The 17,886-nt window shown below is 50.5% G+C and carries 19 protein-coding genes and 1 pseudogene; 11 read left to right on the top strand and 9 right to left on the bottom strand.

Annotation, left to right across the window (positions count from 1 at the left end):
• Positions 1–28: 28 nt before the first annotated feature.
• A complete protein-coding gene (gene rraB / locus FEK50_RS03605; RefSeq protein WP_130206080.1) occupies positions 29–445 on the bottom strand; it encodes a ribonuclease E inhibitor RraB in 417 nt (138 codons plus the stop codon).
• A gap of 161 nt (positions 446–606) precedes the next feature.
• Here rraB and argF point away from each other — a divergent pair, with 161 nt between their 5' ends.
• Positions 607–1,611, top strand: coding sequence for an ornithine carbamoyltransferase (gene argF, locus FEK50_RS03600; protein ID WP_130257925.1), 1,005 nt, complete (start codon positions 607–609; stop codon positions 1,609–1,611).
• A 46-nt stretch (positions 1,612–1,657) separates the two neighbouring features.
• On the opposite strand, the gene tabA is transcribed toward argF, so the two are convergent.
• Positions 1,658–2,110 (bottom strand): toxin-antitoxin biofilm protein TabA, encoded by a 453-nt coding sequence (gene tabA, locus FEK50_RS03595; protein ID WP_130216649.1) that lies wholly within the window; start codon positions 2,108–2,110, stop codon positions 1,658–1,660.
• A 259-nt stretch (positions 2,111–2,369) separates the two neighbouring features.
• On the opposite strand from tabA, the gene pyrL reads away from it, so the two are divergent.
• The 4 genes from pyrL to FEK50_RS03575 all read left to right on the top strand — a co-directional run bounded on the left by pyrL (position 2,370) and on the right by FEK50_RS03575 (position 4,376).
• Entirely contained in the window at positions 2,370–2,504 is a 135-nt protein-coding gene (gene pyrL / locus FEK50_RS03590; RefSeq protein ID WP_032341226.1) for a pyr operon leader peptide, read from the top strand.
• 3 nt (positions 2,505–2,507) lie between these two features.
• Positions 2,508–3,443: an aspartate carbamoyltransferase gene (gene pyrB, locus FEK50_RS03585; protein WP_000013052.1), complete on the top strand. Its 936-nt coding sequence runs from the start codon at positions 2,508–2,510 to the stop codon at positions 3,441–3,443.
• 12 nt (positions 3,444–3,455) lie between these two features.
• Positions 3,456–3,917 carry an aspartate carbamoyltransferase regulatory subunit gene (gene pyrI / locus FEK50_RS03580; RefSeq protein ID WP_000148581.1) on the top strand — a complete coding sequence of 154 codons (462 nt, stop codon included), beginning with the start codon at positions 3,456–3,458 and terminating at the stop codon, positions 3,915–3,917.
• Between the two features lie 72 nt (positions 3,918–3,989).
• A complete protein-coding gene (locus tag FEK50_RS03575; RefSeq protein WP_000047542.1) occupies positions 3,990–4,376 on the top strand; it encodes an enamine/imine deaminase in 387 nt (128 codons plus the stop codon).
• Positions 4,377–4,581: 205 nt separating this feature from the next.
• Here FEK50_RS03575 and mgtA read toward each other — a convergent pair whose 3' ends face one another.
• A complete protein-coding gene (gene mgtA, locus FEK50_RS03570) occupies positions 4,582–7,278 on the bottom strand; it encodes a magnesium-translocating P-type ATPase (protein ID WP_131161321.1) in 2,697 nt (898 codons plus the stop codon).
• Between the two features lie 142 nt (positions 7,279–7,420).
• Positions 7,421–7,474 (bottom strand): mgtA regulatory leader peptide MgtL, encoded by a 54-nt coding sequence (gene mgtL, locus FEK50_RS03565; RefSeq protein WP_001387276.1) that lies wholly within the window; start codon positions 7,472–7,474, stop codon positions 7,421–7,423.
• Between the two features lie 156 nt (positions 7,475–7,630).
• On the opposite strand from mgtL, the gene treR reads away from it, so the two are divergent.
• The 4 genes and pseudogenes from treR to nrdG all read left to right on the top strand — a co-directional run bounded on the left by treR (position 7,631) and on the right by nrdG (position 11,866).
• Positions 7,631–8,605 (top strand): trehalose operon repressor TreR, encoded by a 975-nt coding sequence (gene treR, locus FEK50_RS03560; protein WP_276320292.1) that lies wholly within the window; start codon positions 7,631–7,633, stop codon positions 8,603–8,605.
• A 46-nt stretch (positions 8,606–8,651) separates the two neighbouring features.
• Positions 8,652–8,747 (top strand): annotated as a pseudogene (locus FEK50_RS24400) (hypothetical protein); the annotation flags it as partial.
• 393 nt (positions 8,748–9,140) lie between these two features.
• Entirely contained in the window at positions 9,141–11,279 is a 2,139-nt protein-coding gene (gene nrdD, locus FEK50_RS03555; RefSeq protein ID WP_130206068.1) for an anaerobic ribonucleoside-triphosphate reductase, read from the top strand.
• Between the two features lie 122 nt (positions 11,280–11,401).
• Complete coding sequence (gene nrdG, locus FEK50_RS03550) at positions 11,402–11,866, top strand: anaerobic ribonucleoside-triphosphate reductase-activating protein (protein WP_064530204.1); 465 nt, start codon at positions 11,402–11,404, stop codon at positions 11,864–11,866.
• On the opposite strand, the gene FEK50_RS03545 is transcribed toward nrdG, so the two are convergent.
• The 4 genes from FEK50_RS03545 to pmbA all read right to left on the bottom strand — a co-directional run bounded on the left by FEK50_RS03545 (position 11,867) and on the right by pmbA (position 14,503).
• Positions 11,867–12,157 (bottom strand): type II toxin-antitoxin system RelE/ParE family toxin, encoded by a 291-nt coding sequence (locus tag FEK50_RS03545; RefSeq protein WP_131161322.1) that lies wholly within the window; start codon positions 12,155–12,157, stop codon positions 11,867–11,869.
• The gene (locus FEK50_RS03540; protein ID WP_131161323.1) at positions 12,147–12,389 is read right to left on the bottom strand and encodes a type II toxin-antitoxin system RelB/DinJ family antitoxin; all 243 of its coding nucleotides are present in this window, start codon (positions 12,387–12,389) and stop codon (positions 12,147–12,149) included. Before FEK50_RS03540 ends, FEK50_RS03545 begins: the two co-directional genes overlap by 11 nt.
• 191 nt (positions 12,390–12,580) lie before the next feature.
• On the bottom strand, positions 12,581–12,967 hold the full coding sequence (cybC, locus tag FEK50_RS03530; RefSeq protein WP_130206066.1) for a cytochrome b562: 387 nt from the start codon (positions 12,965–12,967) through the stop codon (positions 12,581–12,583).
• A 183-nt stretch (positions 12,968–13,150) separates the two neighbouring features.
• Positions 13,151–14,503, bottom strand: a complete 1,353-nt coding sequence (gene pmbA, locus FEK50_RS03525; RefSeq protein ID WP_032230414.1) for a metalloprotease PmbA — start codon at positions 14,501–14,503, stop codon at positions 13,151–13,153.
• A gap of 94 nt (positions 14,504–14,597) precedes the next feature.
• Between pmbA and yjgA the strand changes: the two genes are divergently transcribed.
• Complete coding sequence (gene yjgA, locus FEK50_RS03520; RefSeq protein WP_131161324.1) at positions 14,598–15,149, top strand: ribosome biogenesis factor YjgA; 552 nt, start codon at positions 14,598–14,600, stop codon at positions 15,147–15,149.
• Positions 15,150–15,328: 179 nt separating this feature from the next.
• Here the strand turns inward: yjgA and mpl are convergent, their stop codons facing one another.
• The gene (mpl, locus tag FEK50_RS03515; RefSeq protein ID WP_130259536.1) at positions 15,329–16,702 is read right to left on the bottom strand and encodes a UDP-N-acetylmuramate:L-alanyl-gamma-D-glutamyl-meso-diaminopimelate ligase; all 1,374 of its coding nucleotides are present in this window, start codon (positions 16,700–16,702) and stop codon (positions 15,329–15,331) included.
• A 175-nt stretch (positions 16,703–16,877) separates the two neighbouring features.
• Between mpl and fbp the strand changes: the two genes are divergently transcribed.
• On the top strand, positions 16,878–17,876 hold the full coding sequence (gene fbp / locus FEK50_RS03510) for a class 1 fructose-bisphosphatase (RefSeq protein ID WP_000853753.1): 999 nt from the start codon (positions 16,878–16,880) through the stop codon (positions 17,874–17,876).
• The last annotated feature ends 10 nt before the right edge of the window (positions 17,877–17,886 follow it).

Genomic DNA, 17,886 nt, shown 5'->3' with positions numbered 1-17,886 from the left:
TGTGCTATCGGGCATTTTAATCAATTAATTAATGGCGAACACCGTCATCGTCTTCGTCGACATAATCTTCATCGTCGCCATCTTCGCCGTTAGGATCTTCAAAATAAGTCCCCCAACCGTCGTATTCAACGTCGAATTTCTCTGCCAGGTTCATCAATTGCTCAACCTGGGCATCGATCAGATCGGCATTCAACGCGCATTCGCTGACGATGTCACAGCAAATTACGATATCGCCATCTTCCACTTCCAGCTCTTCCGGATCGGTCACTTCGTAACCGAGTTTAAACGCTTCAACCGCTGCTTTTTCCAGGGTTTCCAGATCGTCTGCGGAAAGGTGATGTTCGATGGTGTACAGCGCGTCCGGATCGCTGCCATCTTCCAGTAATTCTTCAATAATCAAACGTGTTTCTTCACGCTGTTCTTCGAGTTGTTCCGGGTTTGCCATGACTTATTCCTCTTAATGTCCTGCTGATTCTCTTATTGTCACACACCACTGACATTGCCTCCACCTTTGTGACAAAGTTTTATGCTTTAGGCTTGCAAATGAATATTCATACATATAAATTGAATTTTAATTCATTATGGCGTAAGCCACAGGAGGGATCTATGTCCGGGTTTTATCATAAGCATTTCCTGAAATTACTTGATTTCACGCCAGCTGAACTCAACACCTTGCTCCAGCTAGCCGCTAAACTAAAAGCAGATAAAAAAAGCGGTAAAGAAGAAGCCAGACTCACCGGTAAAAACATCGCGCTCATCTTCGAAAAAGACTCAACCCGTACCCGATGCTCTTTCGAAGTTGCCGCATATGACCAGGGCGCTCGCGTTACTTATCTCGGCCCAAGCGGCAGCCAGATTGGCCATAAAGAGTCAATTAAAGATACCGCCCGCGTGCTTGGCCGCATGTATGACGGTATTCAGTATCGTGGCTATGGTCAGGAGATTGTCGAAACACTGGCGGAATACGCTGGCGTCCCGGTATGGAATGGGCTGACCAATGAGTTCCACCCCACGCAACTGCTGGCAGATCTGCTGACCATGCAAGAACATTTACCGGGTAAAGCGTTTAATGAGATGACGCTGGTCTACGCCGGAGATGCCCGCAATAACATGGGGAACTCGATGCTGGAAGCGGCCGCGCTGACCGGTCTGGATTTGCGTCTGGTGGCGCCACAGGCTTGCTGGCCAGAATCTTCGCTGGTTACGGAATGCCGCGCCCTGGCACAGCAAAATGGCGGGAATATTACCCTGACAGAAGATGTCGCGACTGGCGTTAAAGGTGCTGACTTTATCTATACCGATGTGTGGGTATCAATGGGTGAAGCAAAAGAGAAATGGGCTGAACGGATTGCATTGCTGCGTGATTATCAGGTAAATAGCAAGATGATGCAGTTAACTGGTAACCCGGAGGTCAAATTCCTCCACTGCCTGCCCGCGTTTCATGATGACCAAACAACGCTTGGCAAAAAGATGGCTGAAGAATTTGGCCTACATGGTGGGATGGAAGTAACGGACGAGGTTTTCGAATCTCCCGCCAGCATTGTTTTTGATCAGGCGGAAAACCGTATGCATACTATCAAAGCGGTAATGGTTGCGACGCTTGCCAAATAATTTCAGTACCGGAGGCGGCTTCACGTCGCCACCGGCAGGTACTCGCTTAAGCCATCAGCATCTTAACAACCGCTTTGCGAACCTGAGCAGGCTCACCCACTGCGCACAGCGGTTTGTGCACTTCACCCGGATAAAACACAACAAAATCGCCTTCATTAAGGATAACTGTTTTCTCTTCAATACCTTCAGGCAAAAAGGCGATGTCTTTATCAGCTAACCAGTCAGTATCCGGCGTACCCGCAGGCTGTGTGCTAAAAGTCATTCCTTCCTGCCCTTTTAACACAATCTGGATGTCGAGATAGCGGGCATGATACTCCGCGCGACGCGCTTCATACGGCTCAGTCATATCTTCAGAGATAAGATAAAACAGACGGTTGCCTTCGATATCATGCTTACCTTTTGGCGTTTCTGCCGTAACGTGCATTTTGATATGTTCAATGGCCTGGCGTAACTCTTCTGGCAACCACGGCTGGAGATTATGAATATTTCCGATGATCATCTTTTTCATTCCTCAATTAAAACAACGTTTCATTTCTCTCGTTATACGTAATTCCTTACTGCCATACCAGCATTTTTTGCTGTCCGATTGCGCCAAAGCATGTTTTTCCGCCCGCTTTTCACAAAAAAATTATTGTTAAAAACTCAATTTTAAAGCATATAAATTCACTACAATCGTTTACCTTGGTAATTTTTTGCATTGATTGCTTGATCCCACTTTCTGGCTGAGTATAATGCCGGACAATTTGCCGGGAGGATGTATGGTTCAGTGTGTTCGACATTTTGTCTTACCGCGTCTGAAAAAAGACGCTGGCCTGCCGTTTTTCTTCCCGTTGTTCACCTATTCCCAGCCCCTCAATCGAGGGGCTTTTTTTTGCCCAGGCGTCAGGAGATAAAAGATGGCTAATCCGCTATATCAAAAACATATCATTTCCATAAACGACCTTAGTCGCGATGACCTTAATCTGGTGCTGGCGACAGCGGCGAAACTGAAAGCGAACCCGCAACCAGAACTGTTGAAACATAAAGTGATTGCCAGTTGCTTCTTCGAAGCATCAACCCGCACCCGCCTCTCTTTCGAAACCTCGATGCACCGCCTGGGCGCTAGTGTGGTGGGATTCTCTGACAGCGCAAACACCTCACTGGGAAAAAAAGGGGAAACGCTGGCTGATACCATCTCGGTTATCAGCACTTACGTCGATGCGATTGTGATGCGCCATCCACAGGAAGGTGCGGCACGCCTGGCAACCGAATTTTCCGGCAATGTACCGGTACTGAATGCCGGTGATGGCTCCAACCAACATCCGACGCAAACCTTGCTGGATCTGTTCACCATTCAGGAAACCCAGGGACGTCTCGACAATCTTCGCGTCGCAATGGTCGGCGACCTGAAATATGGTCGTACCGTTCACTCCCTGACTCAGGCGCTGGCAAAGTTCGACGGCAACCGTTTTTACTTCATCGCGCCGGACGCGCTGGCAATGCCGCAATACATTCTGGATATGCTCGATGAAAAAGGGATCGCCTGGAGTCTGCATAGTTCCATTGAAGAAGTGATGGCGGAAGTGGACATTCTGTATATGACTCGCGTGCAAAAAGAGCGTCTGGACCCGTCCGAATACGCCAACGTAAAAGCACAGTTTGTCCTGCGCGCCAGCGATCTCCACAACGCCAAAGCCAATATGAAAGTGCTGCATCCGCTGCCGCGTATTGATGAAATTGCGACGGATGTCGATAAAACGCCGCACGCCTGGTACTTCCAGCAAGCAGGCAATGGGATTTTCGCTCGCCAGGCGTTACTGGCACTGGTTCTGAATCGCGATCTGGTACTGTAAGGGGAAATAGAGATGACACACGATAATAAATTGCAGGTTGAAGCTATTAAACGCGGCACGGTAATTGACCATATCCCCGCCCAGATCGGATTTAAGCTATTGAGCTTGTTCAAGTTAACCGAAACCGATCAGCGCATCACCATCGGTCTGAACCTACCTTCCGGCGAGATGGGCCGCAAGGATCTGATCAAAATCGAAAATACCTTTTTAAGTGAAGATCAAGTAGACCAACTGGCACTGTATGCACCGCAAGCCACGGTAAACCGTATCGACAACTATGAAGTGGTCGGCAAATCACGCCCCAGTCTGCCGGAACGTATTGATAATGTGCTGGTCTGCCCGAACAGCAACTGTATCAGCCATGCAGAACCGGTTTCTTCCAGCTTTGCCGTGAGAAAACGCGCCAATGATATTGCGCTCAAATGCAAATATTGTGAAAAAGAGTTTTCGCATAATGTGGTGCTGGCCAATTAATTGCGGTTGGTAATAAATGTCAGGCTCCCTATAATGAGCCAGACTTTTTACCGCTGTAATAAAGGAGAAATCATGAGCAAAACTATCGCGACGGAAAATGCACCCGCAGCTATCGGTCCGTATGTTCAGGGCGTTGATCTGGGCAGTATGATCATCACTTCCGGTCAGATCCCGGTAAACCCGAAAACTGGCGAAGTACCGGCAGACGTCGCTGCACAGGCGCGTCAGTCGCTGGATAACGTAAAAGCGATCGTGGAAGCGGCAGGTCTGAAAGTGGGCGATATCGTTAAAACCACCGTGTTTGTGAAAGATTTGAACGATTTCGCAACCGTAAACGCCACTTACGAAGCGTTCTTCACCGAGCACAATGCCACCTTCCCGGCACGTTCTTGCGTTGAAGTTGCACGTCTGCCGAAAGACGTGAAGATTGAGATCGAAGCGATCGCTGTTCGTCGCTAATCTTGATGGAAATCCGGGCTATCATGCCCGGATTAAGTCTGATGACAAAAGCAAAATCGCCTGATGCGCTACGCTTATCAGGCCTACGTGATTCCTGCAATTTATTGAATTTGTAGGCCGGATAAGGCGTTTACGCCGCATCCGGCATGAACTAAGCCCACTTTGTCTGCAATCTGAATCCGGGCCACCATGCCCAGTTAATTCTTTACTGCCAGCCGTAACGACGACTATAAATCCCTTTAACCAACTGCGTTAACACCATATACCCTGCCAGAATCGCAATCAGCCACGGGAAGTAACTTAACGGCAGTGCCTGCAGTTGCAGATAACCAGCCAGCGGTGAAAACGGCAACGCGATCCCCACGACTATCACGATCGCGGTCATCGCCATTAATGGCCACGACGCACAACTCTGAATAAACGGCACACGGCGGGTGCGGATCATATGCACAACCAGCGTTTGCGACAGTAATCCCACCACAAACCAGCCCGACTGGAACAGCGTTTGCGTTTCCGGCGTATTGGCATGAAATACCCACCACATCAGGCAAAACGTCAGAATATCGAAGATCGAACTTATCGGTCCGAAGAAGATCATAAAGCGCCCCAAATCCGCCGGATTCCAACGCTGCGGCTTTTGAATTTGCTCGTCATCAACGTTATCAAACGGGATCGCCACCTGTGACACATCGTACAGCAGGTTTTGAATAAGCAAGTGTAACGGCAACATCGGCAGGAAGGGCAGGAAAGCACTCGCCACCAGCACGCTGAACACATTACCGAAGTTCGAACTCGCCGTCATTTTGATGTATTTCAACATGTTGGCAAAAGTTCGGCGTCCTTCAATAACCCCCTCTTCCAGTACCATCAGGCTTTTTTCCAGCAGAATGATATCAGCCGCTTCACGGGCAATATCTACCGCACCGTCCACAGAAATGCCGATATCCGCAGCGCGTAAGGCGGGCGCATCATTAATACCATCGCCCATAAAGCCAACCACATGCCCTTCGCGCTTCAGTAAAGTCACAATGCGTTCTTTATGCATCGGCGTCAGGCGGGCAAACAGTGTGGTACGTTGCGCCAGGCTTGACAGTTCATCGTCATTTAGCGTTTCAATATCACTACCAATTACCACCTCTCCCGCATCCAGCCCCACTTCATGGCACACTTTCGCCGCCACTAACTCACTGTCGCCAGTAAGGATTTTGACGGTAATTCCACTCGCTTTTAATGCCTTCAGTGCCGGAGCGGTTGTCTCTTTTGGCGGATCAAGGAAAGCAATATATCCTTCGAGGATCAGGTCGGATTCATCCGCCCGCTGATAATCCCCTTCACGCGCGGGCAGATATTTCGTCGCCACCGCCACCACACGCAACCCCTGACGATTAAGCGTATTTGTAACCCGCTTAATCTTACGCAGCATGGTGTCATCGAGCGGAACAATCGCGCCATTGTGACGCACCTGCGAACACACATTGAGGATTTCCTGCAATGCGCCTTTGCACACCAGTTGATGGTGTTCGGCATTTTCTGCCACTACCACCGACATCCGGCGACGCTCGAAATCAAAAGGAATTTCATCCACTTTCTGCCAACGACTGGCCAGCGAGCGCGCTGACTTTTCATCTATACCTTCCAGCACCGCCGTATCAAGTAGGTTTTTAAGTCCGGTCTGGTAATGACTGTTCAACCACGCGCTATGCAGCACGCGCTCACTGGTTTTACCGGAGATATCGGTATGATTCTCCAGCACAATTTTATCTTGCGTCAGGGTGCCTGTTTTATCAGTGCACAGAATATCCATTGCACCAAAGTTCTGAATCGCGTCCAGATGTTTGACAATCACTTTCTGTTTCGACAGTTTTACTGCTCCACGCGCCAGTGTCGAGGTGACAATCATCGGCAACATTTCCGGCGTTAAGCCTACTGCTACCGAAAGCGCGAAAAGTGCCGCTTCCCACCAGTCGCCTTTGGTGTACCCGTTGATCAACAGCACCACAGGCGCCATCACCAGCATAAAGCGAATCAGCAGCATACTGACGCGGCTGATCCCTTGCTGAAAAGCATTCGGCTCGCTTTCCTGCTCGCTGACACGCCCCGCCAGTTGACCAAACCAAGTGTTGGCACCTGTGGCAATCACCATTGCTTGTGCCGTACAGCTCACCACGGTGGTGCCCATAAAACACAGGGTATCGCACTCCAGCGGATTGCTGTGCTCTGGCTGGCGAGTGGTTGCGGCTTTTTCCACGGGCAGAGACTCACCGGTTAACGATGCCTGGGCGACGAACAGATCCCGCGCCTGCAAAATACGTAAATCTGCCGGGATCATATCTCCCGCCGCCAGTTTAATAATATCGCCAGGCACCAGCTGATCGATCGGGATCTCCAGCCAGCCATTTTCGCCTTTATCGTTAATTACGCGCAGCACCGTCGCAGTATTACTGACCATCGCTTTCAGGGCATCTGCTGCTTTGGTGGAGCGCGCTTCCTGAATAAAGTTCAGCAACGTAGAAATAGCTACCATTAACGCAATAACGCCCGCGGCAAATAAATCTTCCGTGGCGTAAGAAATGCCGCCGAGGATCGTGAGCAAAATATTAAAGGGGTTGCGATAACAGACCCACAAATGTACCCACCACGGCGACGGTTGTTGCGCGGGTAGTTTATTTTCACCGTGTTGTTCGCGGGCTAATTCCACTTCCGCCTGATTTAACCCTTCTGGATGCGTGCCGAAGGTTTTCCATAATTCCTTTTCTGGCATCACCGCCATTTTCAGGCAATGCGCGCTTAAGGAAGGCGGGATCGGAATATTCGCTGTCTGTTGCGCACCAGGCAACGGATCGCGATGGACCAGACGAGAAGGTAAATGGCGAATGAGCCGGGTAAAAATTTCTTTAAACATAGGAAGTCCCTCCGCACCCTGTAAGCATGGTGCAGAAAATATCTTCAGGCGTCGCAAAGCCTTACCTGAAGGTAATAAACATGAGCTGGGACGTTAAAACGTCACGGCCTTACACATCCGGTAATGCCGTGAAAAGACGGGCTTACCGGAAAAGTTTTAATCTCCGTCGAGGGAGAGGCGTGGGATCAGGTTCCATATAACCTCCGGTAAGTGAAAAAAGCGCCGCAAATAATAAGGAGAATCCAATAATATTCGTAGCATTTATGCCGATATAATATCTGCAAGCAACTAAACCAACGATAAACCAGACTTTACCCATTGCTGAATGCGTGGGTAAAGTTAGGCTCAAATAATTAAACGCAAATTACGGGACAACAGGATGCAAAATCGGCTGACCATCAAAGACATTGCTCGTTTAAGCGGCGTGGGGAAATCCACGGTTTCCCGAGTGCTGAATAACGAAAGTGGCGTGAGTCAGCACACGCGCGAGCGCGTGGAAGCAGTGATGAATCAGCATAGATTTTCCCCTTCCCGATCCGCGCGTGCTATGCGTGGGCAAAGCGATAAAGTGGTTGCTATTATCGTCACCCGTCTGGATTCGTTATCAGAAAATCTCGCCGTTCAGACGATGCTGCCGGCATTCTATGAACAGGGTTACGATCCGATCATGATGGAAAGCCAGTTTTCGCCACAGCTGGTTACTGAACATTTAGGCGTTCTGAAACGTCGCAATATTGACGGAGTGGTGCTGTTCGGTTTTACCGGCATAACGGAAGAAATGTTAGCTCACTGGCAATCATCTCTGGTACTGCTGGCGCATGACGCAAAAGGTTTTGCTTCGGTCTGTTATGACGACGAAGGGGCGATTAAGATTCTGATGCAATGCCTCTACGATCGGGGGCATCGCAATATCAGTTATCTTGGCGTACCACACAGCGACATTACCACTGGTAAGCGGCGTCATGAGGCTTATCTGGCATTTTGCAAAGCACATAAACTACATCCCGTCGCCGCCCTGCCCGGCCTGGCCATGAAGCAAGGTTACGAGAACGTGGCAAAAGTGATTACGCCAGAAACCACTGCGTTGCTGTGCGCAACCGACACGCTGGCGCTCGGGGCATGTAAGTACCTGCAAGAGCAACACATCGACACACTGCAACTGGCGAGCGTCGGTAATACGCCGTTAATGAAGTTTCTCCATCCGGAGATCGTCACCGTTGATCCAGGCTACGCCGAAGCCGGACGTCAGGCTGCCAGCCAGTTGATCGAACAGGTAACCGGACGCAGCGAACCTCAACAAATCGTCATCCCAGCAGCCCTTTCCTGAGAGTTACCTTCTACCAGATTTATCCAAAGAGTGTTCAGAACACTACTGGCAGCTTCTGATGTATAGCTTTGAAGAAACCTCACCACAACTCTGTGCCACGACATTACGGTCTTTTGAGGCTGTCTGGTGGTTTCAGAGATAATCCCTCTCCAGACCATGCTAAAGCGAGTATTTCCGGGGACTTACCGGGTAGTATATTGTTTTTGTTGATTTTATAACCAGAAAATCATCAAAAAATTTACACATCGCTCTAGCGCCCGCCATCCGTACTCTCTGCTTTTTACTTTGAGCTAAATCAAAAAAAACGCAAACATCCTTAATGCAAAGCACTATATATAGACTTTAAAATGCATCTAAACCCAATATGTTGTATCCATCGTCTAAACTTGCAACAAGATACACATCAACGAAGCCGACACAATTGTGGATAAAGCGAATTGGGATTGCAGTAAATCCCCGTAACAAGAGCTGAATAAACCGGGGCGCACTTCCCAACTTTCTGTGGATAACCTGTTCTTAAAAATATGGAGCGATCATGACACCGCATGTGATGAAACGAGACGGCTGCAAAGTGCCGTTTAAATCAGAGCGCATCAAAGAAGCTATTCTGCGTGCAGCTAAAGCAGCGGAAGTCGATGATGCAGATTATTGTGCCACTGTTGCCGCTATCGTCAGCGAGCAAATGCAGGGGCGTAACCAGGTAGATATCAACGAAATCCAGACCGCTGTTGAAAACCAACTGATGTCTGGCCCGTACAAACAACTGGCCCGTGCATATATTGAGTACCGTCACGATCGCGACATTGAACGTGAAAAACGCGGTCGTCTGAACCAGGAGATCCGTGGTCTGGTCGAGCAGACTAATTCCTCGCTGCTCAATGAAAACGCGAATAAAGACAGTAAAGTCATTCCGACCCAGCGTGACCTGCTGGCCGGGATTGTTGCTAAACACTATGCACGTCAGCACCTGCTGCCGCGTGACGTGGTACAGGCGCATGAACGTGGTGATATCCACTACCACGATCTCGATTACTCGCCGTTCTTCCCAATGTTCAACTGCATGTTGATCGACCTGAAAGGCATGCTGACGCAAGGCTTTAAGATGGGGAATGCCGAGATTGAACCGCCGAAGTCGATCTCTACAGCTACCGCAGTAACTGCGCAAATTATTGCTCAGGTCGCCAGCCATATTTATGGTGGCACCACCATTAACCGTATCGACGAAGTTCTGGCGCCGTTTGTCACCGCCAGCTACAACAAACACCGTAAAACCGCGGAAGAGTGGAGCATTCCTGACGTCGAAGGTTACGCTAACTCTCGTACCATCAAAGAGTGCTACGACGCATTCCAGTCGCTGGAATATGAAGTAAATACCCTGCACACCGCCAACGGTCAGACGCCGTTTGTGACCTTTGGCTTTGGTCTGGGTACCAGCTGGGAATCGCGCCTGATTCAGGAATCTATCCTGCGTAACCGTATCGCGGGCCTGGGTAAAAACCGTAAAACCGCCGTGTTCCCGAAACTGGTGTTCGCAATTCGCGATGGTCTGAACCATAAAGTGGGCGATCCGAACTACGACATCAAACAACTGGCGCTGGAGTGCGCGAGCAAGCGCATGTATCCGGATATCCTGAACTACGATCAGGTAGTGAAAGTCACCGGTTCGTTTAAAACCCCGATGGGCTGCCGCAGCTTCCTCGGCGTGTGGGAAGACGAAAACGGTGAGCAGATCCACGATGGTCGTAACAACCTCGGCGTGATCAGCCTGAACCTGCCGCGTATTGCTCTGGAAGCAAAAGGCGATGAAGCCACCTTCTGGAAGCTGCTGGATGAACGTCTGGTGCTGGCACGTAAGGCGCTGATGACCCGTATCGCTCGTCTGGAAGGCGTGAAAGCGCGCGTAGCCCCGATCCTCTATATGGAAGGTGCTTGTGGCGTGCGTCTGAATGCAGACGACGACGTGTCTGAAATCTTCAAAAACGGTCGAGCGTCTATCTCGCTGGGTTACATCGGTATCCACGAAACCATTAACGCGCTGTTCGGCGGCGAGCATGTTTACGACAACGAGCAGCTGCGTGCGAAAGGTATTGCGATTGTTGAACGTCTGCGTCAGGCGGTGGATCAGTGGAAAGAAGAAACCGGCTACGGTTTCAGCCTCTACAGTACGCCGAGTGAGAACCTGTGCGACCGCTTCTGCCGTCTCGATACCGCTGAGTTTGGCGTGGTGCCGGGCGTGACCGATAAAGGTTACTACACCAACAGTTTCCACCTCGATGTGGAGAAGAAGGTGAACCCGTACGACAAGATCGACTTTGAAGCGCCTTACCCGCCGCTGGCGAACGGTGGTTTCATTTGCTACGGCGAGTATCCAAACATTCAGCACAACCTGAAGGCGCTGGAAGATGTCTGGGATTACAGCTATCAGCATGTGCCGTATTACGGCACCAACACGCCGATCGATGAATGCTACGAATGTGGCTTTACCGGCGAGTTTGAGTGCACCAGCAAAGGCTTCACTTGTCCGAAATGTGGTAACCATGACACCTCCCGTGTGTCGGTAACTCGCCGCGTGTGTGGATATTTAGGTAGTCCGGATGCGCGTCCGTTTAACGCCGGCAAGCAGGAAGAAGTTAAACGCCGCGTTAAACATTTAGGAAATGGGCAGATCGGTTGATCTCCACGCTGCGTTAAGCAAATGCCGGATGTGATGTGAAAGCGTCGCATCCGGCGTTGATTGCCGGATGCGGCGTAAACGCCTTATCCGACCTACACGCGGACTGATAAGCCAGGCGAAATATGAACTTCCATCAATACTATCCTGTCGACATCGTCAACGGCCCCGGCACTCGTTGCACCCTGTTTGTCTCCGGGTGTGTTCATGAATGCCCCGGTTGCTATAACAAAAGCACCTGGCGGGTAAATTCCGGTCAGCCATTTACCAAAGAAATGGAAGACCAGATCATCAACGATCTGAACGACACTCGCATCAAACGCCAGGGCATTTCCCTCTCCGGCGGCGATCCGCTGCATCCGCAAAACGTGCCGGATATTCTGAAACTGGTACAACGCATCCGTGCCGAATGCCCGGGTAAAGACATCTGGGTGTGGACAGGGTATAAACTCGACGAACTCAACGCTGCACAAATGCAGGTTGTTGATTTGATTAACGTGCTGGTTGATGGCAAATTTATGCAGGATTTAAAAGACCCTTCCCTGATCTGGCGCGGCAGCAGCAACCAGGTGGTACACCATTTACGTTAATCACTCTTCCAGCCGTTTATCCGCATCTTCATAAACGGCTGAGTTCTCTCTCTTACCAATAGCTATCACCAACACGAGCAACTCTTTATCGTTAACCTGATAAACCAGACGATATCCCAGAGTGCGAAGCTTAATTTTGTAGCAGTCCGGTAAATCCCGCAGTTTAGCCGAGGGATTGCGCGGCCTTTTCAGCACATCCTCAAGCTTTTTTTTAAATTGTTCCCGGACTGTCACGCCCAGTTTTTGCCACTCTTTCAGCGCTCGCGGATCAAAGGCCAGCTCATAGTTCATCCAGTCGGACCTTAATGGCCTCTTGTGGGTTGGCCAGTCGTTCCCTGACAGTGCGTAACAAGGCTTCTTCACTATCACTGACAGTGAGCGTTTTTACCGGCATTCGCCCATTTTCCACAACATACTGAAACAGCAGCCGTACGGCTTCAGTAGGCGTGATATTTAATTTTTCCAGCACCGCATAAGCCTCATTTTTCAATTTGTCATCCAGGCGGACGTTAAGTGTGGCCATTATGCCTCCGGTAATTATGAAAAGTGTAATGCATTATAGCATTACATATGCATTACATTCATTTCTGGAAAACGCCTCGCAAAAATGGCGGCGACACGCAGAAATATGCCGTAGTGAAGAGAGATTTAGCGGTGATTTTACGAAGGGAGAGGAGAGCATTGGGCGGCGACGTTTCACCGCCCAATGAGGAATTAACGATACTTCTTGTGATATGAATTGCGGGTCGTTTTCAGTTGCTCTGCGGCGGCCTGCGCTTCTTTTACTTTACCTTCATTAGCCAGCTTCAGCGCGTCGTCAATCTGGCCAACCAGAATGTCGAAACCGTGGCGGAAGTCTTTCATTTCCGGGCTGTCTGGCGATTTTCCTTCCAGCTTCGGCGGCGTTGCTTTTTGCGCATCCAGCGCCGCGGCACGCATTTTGGTTAACGCGTCTTTGACTTGCGCCGCGTTATCCGCTTTTTCGACCACTTTTAAATTGTCGTTGAGGGTTTCCATATTGTCTTCCAGCTCAGCGGCAAACGACACCGAACTGAATACCAACGAGGAGACTGCAAGAATAGCTAACAGGCTTTTACGCATTGCTCACTTCCTTTTTTATTTACACTTCATCCTTCACACTGCCTCATCGACGGCTAAGCTCATTCGCCCGAGTCACGTACTACGAGTACGCTCCCCGGCCCTCATTCACTTTCCGTCTCGATGCAGTGCGAATGATTTTGTGTAATTTTTTAGTTTATAGCGCGGCAGGTCGCGCCAGTTTTTTTACTGTCCGGCGATTTTCATCTCCGGCAACAGCACAGAACCACACTGTATATTACTGCGTGTTTCAATATCGTTACCGACGGTGACAATATTGCGCCACATATCTTTTAAATTACCTGCGATGGTGATTTCGCTAACCGGATACTGAATTTCGCCGTTTTCTACCCAGAAGCCCGCCGCACCACGGGAATAATCACCGGTAATTGCACTCACGCCCTGGCCCATCAATTCCGTCACCACCAGCCCAGTACCCATCTCTTTGAGCATCTGCTCGAAGCTTAGACCTTGTCCGGCAATGCGCCAGTTGTGAATACCGCCCGCGTGTCCGGTGCTTTTCAGCCCCAATTTGCGCGCCGAGTAGCTGGTCAGCAGCCACTGAGTCAGGATGCCATCTTTAATAATGTCGCGACGTTCGGTACGAACACCTTCGCTGTCGAATGGCGTAGATGCCAGCCCTTTCAGCAGATGCGGATGCTCTTCAATGGTCAGCCAGTCCGGCAGAATTTGTTTACCCAGCGAATCCAGCAGGAAGGTGGATTTACGGTAAACCGATCCACCCGCTATCGCCCCAACCAGATGCCCAAAAAGCCCGGTTGCCACTTCATTGGCAAAAATGACCGGCGCTTTCATGGTGGAGAGTTTACGCGGTGACAGACGCGATAAGGTACGGCGAGCGCAGTCGGCCCCGACCCACTCTGGCGTTTGTAGATCGCTCATCGCGCGGCCAATGGTGTAGGCATAATCACGCTCCATATCGCCATTTTCTTCGGCAATCACGCAACTGGAGAGCGAATGACGCGTTGAGCAGTAGCCTTGCAACATACCGTGGCTATTACCGAAAACTTTGACGCCGTAATGGCTGTTAAAACTGCCGCCTTCGGTGTTGGTAATGCGTTTATCCGCCTGTAATGCCGCCTGTTCAGCACGGGCCGCCAGTTCAATGGCTTCGTCTGGAGAGACTTCTGCGGGGTGGAACAAGTCAAGATCCGGCGCGTCGAAAGCCAGCAGTTCTTTATCTGCCACGCCTGCATACGGATCTGGCGAAGTGTAACGCGCAATATCCAGCGCCGCCTGTACGGTGCGTGCAATGGCCTGCGGGCTTAAATCGGTGGATGATGCGCTACCTTTGCGGTTCTGGTGATAAACGGTTATCCCCAGCGCGCCATCGCTATTGAATTCGACATTCTCCACTTCACCATAGCGCGTACTAACGCTAATGCCGGTGGTCTTGCTGACGGCAACTTCCGCACCGTCCGATTTGCCTGAGGCCAACTCCAGCGCAGTCGAAACTGCTTCTTCCAGAATCTTGCGCTGCGCTTCAACTTGAGAGATTACTTTCATTGCAAGTGCCATAATGTAGAGAGTTTCTCTGAAGTCTAACAGAGAACCGTTTTTCAGTGCGCATCTTAACTGGTAACATTAGCCTCTTTTTTTTAAGGAGCCTGACATGACTAAGCAGCCCGAAGACTGGCTCGACGACGTTCCCGGTGATGACATCAAAGACGAAGACGATGAAATTATCTGGGTCAGTAAAAGTGAAATTAAACGTGACGCCGAGGAGCTAAAACGCCTGGGCGCAGAAATTGTTGATCTGGGGAAAAACGCGCTGGATAAGATCCCGTTAGATGCGGATCTGCGTGCGGCTATTGAGTTAGCCCAGCGTATTAAGATGGAAGGTCGCCGCCGCCAGTTGCAGCTCATTGGTAAGATGCTGCGCCAACGCGATGTAGAGCCTATCCGTCAGGCGCTGGATAAGCTGAAAAACCGCCACAACCAGCAGGTGGTGTTGTTCCATAAACTGGAAAACCTGCGCGATCGTCTGATCGATCAAGGGGATGATGCTATCGCTGAAGTATTGAATCTGTGGCCAGATGCCGATCGTCAGCAACTGCGTGCTCTGATCCGCAACGCGAAGAAAGAGAAAGAAGGGAATAAGCCGCCGAAATCCGCACGCCAGATTTTCCAGTATCTGCGCGAGCTGGCAGAGAACGAAGGGTAATTTTCGTTGTTGATGTGAGTATGGTTTGCCGGATGCAGTGCACCGTCAGATCTGTAGGCCTGATAAGACGCGTCAAGCGTCGCATCAGGCGCTATGCTCAAATGCCGGGTGCGGCGTCAACGCCTTATCCGGCCTACAAAAGCACGTTGCCCCTGTAGGCCTGATAAAACGTCTCAGGATTACTGCACAGCTTCCGCTTTCTTCGCCAGACCATCCAGCAGTTTCTGATGGATCCCACCAAAACCGCCGTTGCTCATCACCAGAATATGGTCGCCAGGCTGAGCGGTTTTCACCACCATTTCTGCCAGCGCATCAACATCTCCACTCCAGTGCGCAGGCTGAATACATGCTTCTGCCACTTCAGCTACCTGCCACGGAATATGTGACGGTTGCAGCAGGAAGACTTCATCGGCACGACCTAATGACGGAGCCAAATCATCTTTGCAGACGCCCATCTTCATGGTGTTGGAACGCGGCTCAAGCACGGCAATAATACGCGCCGTACCGCCAACTTTGCCGCGCAGCGCCGCCAGCGTTGCCAGAATTGCCGTTGGGTGATGGGCAAAATCGTCATACACCGTCACGCCATTAGCTTCGCCACGCAGTTCCAGGCGGCGACGGGCATTGATAAACAATCCCAGCGCGTTAGCAGCATCAGCCGGTGCGATGCCAACATGACGGGCCGCAGCAATCGCCATCAAACCATTGTGCATATTATGTTCGCCCACCAGCGACCATTTCACTTCGCCCACTTTTTCGCCATCCAGCAAGACTTCCCATTCGGAAGCGTCAGTGGTCAGCTTTTTCGCCTGCCAGTGACCTTGCTCGCCCACCAGCTCCTGTTCACTCCAGCAGCCCATCGCCAGGGTTTGTTTCAGGTTGATGTCGTTTTCCGGCCAGATAATACGCCCCTGACCAGGAACAATACGCACCAGATGGTGGAATTGTTTCTGAATCGCTTTCAGGTCGTCGAAGATATCGGCGTGGTCGAACTCAAGGTTGTTGAGGATCAGCGTTCGCGGGCAGTAATGAACAAACTTAGAGCGTTTGTCGAAGAAGGCGCAGTCATACTCGTCTGCTTCGATAACAAAGAAGTCGCTTTCGCCCAGGCGTGCAGAAACGTCAAAGTTCCCCGGTACTCCACCGATCACAAAACCTGGTTTATAGCCGCACTGTTCCAGAATCCAGGTCGCCATTCCCGCGGTGGTGGTTTTACCGTGTGTACCGGCAACGGCCAGCACCCAGCGGTCACGCAGCACAAAATCGTGCAACCACTGCGGACCTGACATATATGGAATGTTTTTTTCCAGTACCGCTTCCACACACGGATTTCCACGGGTCATGGCGTTGCCAATAATCACCAGATCCGGCTGAGGATCGAGCTGGCTGGCATCATACCCCTGAATCAGTTCAATGCCTTGCTTCTCAAGTAAGGTGCTCATCGGCGGATACACATTGGCGTCCGAACCCGTTACTTCATGGCCCAACTGGCGCGCCAGAATCGCCAGACCGCCCATAAACGTGCCACAAATTCCTAATATATGAATGCGCATACGTCACTATCCTTTTTTAATCTACCGTTCATTTTACGCATATGTCGGGCAACAGAGAAACGCATTTCAGGATAATCCGTAATTTGCTGGCGCGATTCACCTGAGCGCAACATTGAGATTATTTGTTAAGATTATTGCGGTCGCTTTACTCCATAAACATTGCAGGGAAAGTTTTATGAAAACGTTAGGTGAATTTATTGTCGAAAAGCAGCACGAGTTTTCTCATGCTACCGGTGAGCTCACTGCTTTGCTATCGGCAATAAAACTGGGCGCCAAGATTATTCATCGCGATATCAACAAAGCTGGACTGGTTGATATCCTGGGTGCCAGCGGTGCTGAGAATGTGCAGGGCGAGGTTCAACAAAAACTCGACTTGTTCGCTAATGAAAAACTGAAAGCCGCACTGAAAGCACGCGATATTGTTGCGGGCATTGCATCCGAAGAAGAAGATGAGATTGTCGTCTTTGAAGGTTGTGAACACGCAAAATACGTTGTGCTGATGGATCCGCTGGATGGCTCGTCCAACATCGATGTTAACGTCTCTGTCGGTACCATTTTCTCCATTTACCGCCGCGTTACACCGGTCGGCACGCCGGTAACGGAAGAAGATTTCCTCCAGCCTGGTAACAAACAGGTTGCTGCAGGTTACGTGGTATACGGCTCCTCTACCATGCTGGTTTACACCACCGGATGCGGTGTTCACGCCTTTACTTACGATCCTTCGCTCGGCGTTTTCTGCCTGTGCCAGGAACGGATGCGCTTCCCGGAGAAAGGAAAAACCTACTCTATCAACGAAGGGAACTACATTAAGTTTCCGAACGGGGTGAAGAAGTACATTAAATTCTGCCAGGAAGAAGATAAATCTACCAACCGTCCGTATACCTCACGTTATATCGGCTCGCTGGTCGCGGATTTCCACCGTAATCTGCTGAAAGGCGGTATTTATCTCTACCCAAGCACTGCCAGCCACCCGGACGGCAAACTGCGTTTGCTGTATGAGTGCAACCCGATGGCATTCCTGGCGGAACAAGCGGGCGGTAAAGCGAGCGATGGCAAAGAGCGTATTCTGGATATCATCCCGGAAACCCTGCACCAGCGTCGTTCGTTCTTCGTCGGCAACGACCATATGGTTGAAGATGTCGAACGCTTTATCCGTGAGTTCCCGGACGCGTAATCTCCTGCGC

The sequence above is a fragment of the Escherichia sp. E2586 genome (assembly GCF_005781105.1).
Taxonomy (GTDB): Bacteria; Pseudomonadota; Gammaproteobacteria; order Enterobacterales; family Enterobacteriaceae; genus Escherichia.
Note: the sequence above shows the minus strand (reverse complement) of the source record. Positions and strands in the feature narration are given on the sequence as shown.